Origin of the sequence: Nocardioides sp. (genome assembly GCF_025964975.1) — a bacterium.
GTDB lineage: Bacteria > Actinomycetota > Actinomycetes > Propionibacteriales > Nocardioidaceae > Nocardioides.
This window is the reverse complement of the sequence record NZ_JAOPXV010000130.1, coordinates 1-6,095: the sequence shown is the minus strand read 5'-3', so window position 1 is coordinate 6,095 and position 6,095 is coordinate 1. Positions and strand designations below refer to the sequence as shown.

Genomic DNA, 6,095 nt, shown 5'->3' with positions numbered 1-6,095 from the left:
CGGCGGGCTCGTGACCTTCCTGACGATGGCCTACATCATCGTCCTCAACCCGATCATCCTGCTCCAGGGCAAGGACATCAACGGCGACGTCCTGGGCACCTTCCCGCAGATCGCAGCCGCCACAGCTCTCGTCGCGGGCCTGCTGACGATCCTGATGGGTGTGGTGGCCAACTACCCGCTCGCCCTCGCGACGGGCCTGGGCCTCAACGCCTTCGTCACCTTCTCGGTCGCCAGCCAGATGACGTGGGCCGACGCGATGGGCCTCGTCGTCATCGAGGGCCTCATCATCCTGGTGCTGGTGCTCACGGGCTTCCGCGAGGCGGTCTTCCACGCCGTGCCGGCGCAGCTCAAGATCGCCATCTCGGTCGGCATCGGGTTGTTCATCGCCCTCATCGGTCTCGTCGATGCAGGGTTCGTACGCCGCACCGGAGCCGGCCCCGTTCCCGTCGAGATGGGGATCGGCGGCCAGCTCTCCGGCTGGCCGGTCCTCGTCTTCGCGTTCGGGCTGGTCCTCGTCATCGCGCTCTACGCCCGCCACGTCAGGGGCGCCATCCTGATCTCGATCGTCGTCACCACCATCGTGGCGATCATCGTGGAGAAGCTCGCGCAGGTCGGGCCGACGTTCACCGAGGACGGCGTCAACCCCAAGGGCTGGAACCTCAACGTCCCCGTCATCCCCGACCAGGTCGCCGACGTCCCCGACTTCGGCCTCCTCGGCAACTTCGACCTGCTGGGCTCCTGGGAGAACGCCGGCGTCATCACGGTCGTGCTCCTTGTCTTCACGCTGCTGCTCGCCGACTTCTTCGACACCATGGGCACGATGACCGCGATCGGTGCCGAGGCGGACCTGCTCGACGCGGAGGGCAACCCGCCCAACACCAAGCGCATCCTGATCGTCGACTCGATCGCCGCGGCGGCGGGTGGCGCGGCCGGCGTCTCCAGCAACACCTCGTACATCGAGAGCGCCGCAGGCGTCGGTGAAGGCGCCCGCACGGGGCTCGCCTCCGTGGTGACCGGAGTGCTCTTCCTGCTGACCACGCTGCTTGCGCCGCTGGTCGTGATCGTCCCCAACGAGGCTGCAGTCCCGGCCCTCGTCCTGGTCGGCTTCCTGATGATGCAGCAGGTGCGCGGCATCGACTGGGACGACCTCGAGATCGCCATCCCGGCGTTCCTGACGATCGTGCTGATGCCGTTCACCTACTCGATCTCGGCCGGCATCGGCGCGGGATTCATCGCCTACGTGCTGATCAAGGTCGTGCGGGGCAAGGTGCGCGACGTCCATGTCCTCATGTGGGTGGTGGCGGCGATGTTCGTCCTCTACTTCGCGATCAGCCCCATCTCCCGCCTGCTGACCAGCTGAGCTGACACCCGGGACGACAGGATCCCGCCACCTCCGGGTGACGGGATCACAGTCGTGCAGGTGCCGAACGGTCAGGCACTCGCTCCGGGCAATCGCACGGGCAGCGTGGCGCCCTTCTTCTGGGCGTCCAGCGCGAGGAAGTAGGTCAACGCGAGCGACAGCGGGATCGCGAGCCACAGGCCGACGCCGGGGCCGGCACTGAATCCGTCCCCGCTGACGCCATCCGTCAGCGCCTGGATCATCGCGATGAGCGTCAGCGCCACGATGGCCGCGCCCGCGGCCGGCAAGGCGATCGGCGGGACGGGGAGCGTCTCCTTGGTGAACACCTCGTAGGCCTTGAGGCCCAGGACGGCGAGCACGAGCAGTTGGATCAACGTCCACCAGCCGTGCCAGCCGCTGGCCGATGAGCCACTGTCCACGTCGAAGACCTCGACGCTGACGGTGTACCAGGGCAGGAGGCTGCACACGAGCAGGGCGAAGGCGAGCCCCAGGACGATCCAGTCGCTGCGCTCGACGGACGAGGCATCGAAGGAGCCGGCCGAGCCCCCGGGCCTGGCGGAGGACGCACCGGTGGGCGTCGGGTCGGGCTCGCCGGTCGACGAGGGTTCAGGTGACGGGTCTTGCGGGGACATGTGGACTCCACTGCTGCTAGGGACAAACGCTTCACTCTAGTTATTTCGCGGCGTGCGGGTGGGAATGCTTAGCAGTGCTAACGAGTTATGGTGAGTGACATGCCGACCACAGAAGCAGTTGTGCGCACCGACGCGGGCCTCGCCGCCGAGCTCCGGGTCGGCGTCATGCGCCTGCGCCGGCGCCTCGCGCTGGAGCGGCACCCCGAGAACGACCTGAGCCTCGGCCAGATGGCCGTGCTCGGGTTACTGCTGCGTCGGGGCGAGATGACCATCGGCCAGCTCGCTCGGCTGGAGCGCGTCCAGCCGCCCTCGATGACGCGCACCGTGTCGTGTCTCGAGGAGCTGGGCCATGTCGTCCGCGGCCCGCACGAGACCGACGGCCGCGTGGTGGTCGTGGCCCTGACCGAGCGCGGTCGTGAGGTGGTCCTCGCCGACCGCTCGCGCCGGGACGCCTGGCTGGCTGTCCAGCTCGCCCACCTCACCCCCGACGAGCGTGCCGCCCTGCGCCGCGCCGCCCCCATCCTCGATCGCCTGTCCCAAGCCGACTGATCCCAGGAGCACTGACCCAGACTTGAGTCCTACCTTCCGCTCGCTGCGCAATCCCAACTACCGCCTGTACGCCGCAGGCGGACTCGTGTCCAACACGGGCACGTGGATGCAGCGCGTCGCCCAGGACTGGCTGGTGCTCCAGCTCACCGCCAACTCCGGCGCGGCCCTGGGCATCACCACCGGGCTCCAGTTCCTGCCGTTCCTGCTGCTCGGGCCGTTCTCCGGGCTCATCGCCGACCGCGTGCCGAAGCAGCGACTCCTCCAGCTCACGAACCTCGGCATGGCCGTCCCTGCCGCGATCCTGGGCGTGCTCGCCGTCACCGGCTCGGCGCAGATCTGGCACGTCTACGTCCTCGCGTTCGCCCTGGGTGTCGCCGCCGCCTTCGACGCACCGGCCAGGCAGTCGTTCGTCTCCGAGATCGTCGACACCGACGACCTCACCAACGCGGTGGGGCTCAACTCGGCCAGCTTCAACGCCGCCCGGCTGGTCGGACCGGGTGTCGCGGGCCTGCTGATCGCGGCCTTCGGCGGGGGAGCGGTGGCAACGGGTTGGGTCATCCTGCTCAACGCCGTCTCCTATGCCGCGCCCATCCTCACGCTGCGGGGCATGGACGCCAGCCGCCTGGACTCCCCGGCGCTGACCCATCGCGGCCCGGGCGCGATCCGCGAGGGCTTCGCCTACGTCCGAGCCAGGCCAGACCTGCTGCTGATCCTCGCGATCGTGTTCAGTGCCGGGACCTTCGGACTTAACTTCCAGATGACGAGCGCCCTGATGGCCACCGAGATCTTCGGCAAGGGCGCGCGCGAGTACGGCCTGCTCGGGTCGTTCCTCGCCGTGGGTTCGCTCACCGGCGCCCTGCTTGCGGCTCGCCGCGAGCACGTCCGGCAACGACTCGTGATCATCTCCGGGCTGGTCTTCGGCGCGCTGGTGACGATCTCGGGGCTGATGCCGTCCTACCTGAGCTTCGCGCTCGTGACGCCGCTCATCGGCATCTCGGCGCTGACCCTGATCACGAGCGCCAACGCCTACATGCAGCTCCACACCGATCCCGGGGTCCGCGGCCGAGTGATGGCGCTCTACATGATGATCTTCATGGGCGGCACGCCCGTGGGGGCGCCCGTCGTGGGCTGGATCGGTGAGGCCTTCGGAGCGCGTTGGACCTTGGTCCTCGGCGGCCTGCTCACGATCGCGGGCGTCGCGCTGGCGAGCCTGCTGTTCGCCCGGGCCCGTGGGGTGACCCTTGCGCAGCTCTATCCGCAGCCGTCCCGCCAGGAGACCTCGGTGTGAGCCGCGGTGCGTGGCGGTCTCCGCGTTTTGACCGCCCGTGGACCCCCCGGTAGATTGACTCCTCGTGTTTGGCCTGCCTTCAGGCCTGCCCCGAAACCAGCCAGACACAGACCTGCGCAGTGCGCAGTCGGGCACCACCACCTCACGGAGGCTGTTCCCGAAGACACCGCCTCGACAGAGCGTCGTTGCGAGAGATCAAAGAAAAGAAAGGGAACCACTCGGTGCCCACCATTCAGCAGTTGGTCCGCAAGGGCCGCCAGGACAAGGTGTCCAAGAGCAAGACGCCTGCCCTCAAGGGATCCCCGCAGCGCCGTGGCGTCTGCACCCGCGTCTACACGACCACCCCGAAGAAGCCGAACTCCGCCCTCCGCAAGGTCGCCCGCGTGCGGCTCAGCAGCGGCGTCGAGGTCACGGCCTACATCCCGGGTGTCGGTCACAACCTGCAGGAGCACTCGATCGTGCTCGTGCGCGGTGGCCGGGTGAAGGACCTTCCCGGTGTCCGCTACAAGATCATTCGCGGCACGCTCGACACCCAAGGTGTCAAGAACCGCAAGCAGGCCCGCAGCCTCTACGGCGCGAAGAAGGAGAAGTAATGCCTCGCAAGGGTCCCGCCCCCAAGCGCCCCCTCGTCGTCGACCCCGTCTACGGCTCGCAGGTCGTCACCCAGCTGGTGAGCAAGGTTCTCCAGGACGGCAAGAAGGCTGTTGCCCAGCGCATCGTCTACACCGCCCTCGAAGGCTGCCGCGAGAAGACGGGCAGCGACCCGGTCGTCACCCTCAAGCGCGCTCTCGACAACGTCAAGCCGGCCATCGAGGTCAAGTCCCGACGTGTCGGTGGGGCGACCTACCAGGTCCCGGTCGAGGTCAAGACCAACCGTCAGACCACCCTCGCCCTGCGCTGGCTCGTCGGCTACGCCGCGGACCGTCGTGAGAAGACGATGGCCGACCGCCTCATGAACGAGATCCTTGACGCCTCCAACGGCCTCGGTGCCGCTGTGAAGAAGCGTGAGGACACGCACAAGATGGCCGAGTCCAACAAGGCCTTCGCCCACTACCGCTGGTGATCGTGTGCGGCGTACGCCGACGGCTTGTCCGTCGCCGTACGCCGCCGCCCACCGCCCCCTACCTACTCGCAAGGGACTGAGACACCAACGTGGCTGTCGACATCACCACCGACCTGAACAAGGTCCGCAACATCGGCATCATGGCGCACATCGACGCCGGCAAGACCACCACCACCGAGCGCATCCTCTTCTACACCGGTATCAGCTACAAGATCGGTGAGGTCCACGACGGCGCAGCCACCATGGACTGGATGGAGCAGGAGCAGGAGCGTGGCATCACGATCACCTCCGCTGCCACCACGTGCTGGTGGAAGGACCACCAGATCAACATCATCGACACCCCCGGCCACGTGGACTTCACGGCCGAGGTGGAGCGCTCGCTGCGCGTCCTCGACGGTGCCGTGGCGGTCTTCGACGGTGTCGCCGGTGTGGAGCCGCAGACGATGACGGTGTGGCGCCAGGCCAACAAGTACTCAGTCCCGCGCATGTGCTTCGTCAACAAGCTCGACCGCACGGGCGCCGACTTCTTCCGCTGCGTCGACATGATGGTCGACCGCCTCAACTCCACCCCCCTCGTGCTCCAGCTGCCGATCGGTGCTGAGTCCGAGTTCATCGGCGTCGTCGACCTGGTCGCCATGCGCGCCCTCGTCTGGCGTGGCGAGACCACGATGGGTGAGGACTACGAGGTCGAGGAGATCCCCGCCGACCTCGCCGAGCAGGCGGCCGAATACCGCGTCAAGCTGCTCGAGACGCTGGCCGAGGCCGACGACGAGATCATGGAGAAGTACCTCGAAGAGGGCGACTTCAGCGCCGATGAGCTCGACGCCGCGATCCGCCGCGCGACGCTGGCCGACAAGATCAACCCGGTCCTGTGTGGCACCGCGTTCAAGAACAAGGGCGTGCAGCCCCTGCTCGACGCGGTCGTCAAGTTCCTCCCGTCCCCGCTCGACATCGACGCGATCATCGGTCACTCGGTCAAGGACGAGAACGAGGAGATCAAGCGCCTCCCGTCCGACGACGAACCGTTCTCGGGCCTGGCCTACAAGATCGCCACCGACCCGCACCTCGGCAAGCTGATCTACGTGCGCGTCTACTCCGGCAAGCTCGCCGCCGGCACGACCGTGGTCAACTCGGTCAACGGCCGCAAGGAGCGGATCGGCAAGGTCTACCAGATGCACGCCAACAAGCGTGAGGAGATCGCGT

7 protein-coding genes are annotated in these 6,095 nt (G+C 67.6%); 6 read left to right on the top strand and 1 reads right to left on the bottom strand.

Annotated features, from left to right (window positions below):
- The coding region (locus JWN68_RS09595; protein ID WP_297738112.1) for an NCS2 family permease at positions 1-1,360 on the top strand (1,360 nt) is incomplete at its 5' end.
- A 71-nt stretch (positions 1,361-1,431) separates the two neighbouring features.
- Here JWN68_RS09595 and JWN68_RS09590 read toward each other — a convergent pair.
- Positions 1,432-1,992, bottom strand: coding sequence for a hypothetical protein (locus JWN68_RS09590; RefSeq protein ID WP_297738110.1), 561 nt, complete (start codon positions 1,990-1,992; stop codon positions 1,432-1,434).
- A 99-nt stretch (positions 1,993-2,091) separates the two neighbouring features.
- On the opposite strand from JWN68_RS09590, the gene JWN68_RS09585 reads away from it, so the two are divergent.
- The 5 genes from JWN68_RS09585 to JWN68_RS09565 form a co-directional block, all read left to right on the top strand.
- A complete protein-coding gene (locus tag JWN68_RS09585) occupies positions 2,092-2,541 on the top strand; it encodes a MarR family transcriptional regulator (protein WP_297738108.1) in 450 nt (149 codons plus the stop codon).
- 22 nt (positions 2,542-2,563) lie between these two features.
- Positions 2,564-3,829 (top strand): MFS transporter, encoded by a 1,266-nt coding sequence (locus JWN68_RS09580; RefSeq protein WP_297738106.1) that lies wholly within the window; start codon positions 2,564-2,566, stop codon positions 3,827-3,829.
- A 221-nt stretch (positions 3,830-4,050) separates the two neighbouring features.
- Positions 4,051-4,422: a 30S ribosomal protein S12 gene (rpsL, locus tag JWN68_RS09575; RefSeq protein WP_166317064.1), complete on the top strand. Its 372-nt coding sequence runs from the start codon at positions 4,051-4,053 to the stop codon at positions 4,420-4,422.
- A complete protein-coding gene (gene rpsG / locus JWN68_RS09570) occupies positions 4,422-4,892 on the top strand; it encodes a 30S ribosomal protein S7 (protein WP_297738100.1) in 471 nt (156 codons plus the stop codon). The genes rpsL and rpsG overlap by 1 nt, the downstream gene beginning before the upstream one ends.
- 140 nt (positions 4,893-5,032) lie before the next feature.
- Positions 5,033-6,095, top strand: a 1,063-nt coding sequence (locus tag JWN68_RS09565) for a GTP-binding protein (protein WP_297738114.1), incomplete at its 3' end; no start/stop codon positions are given.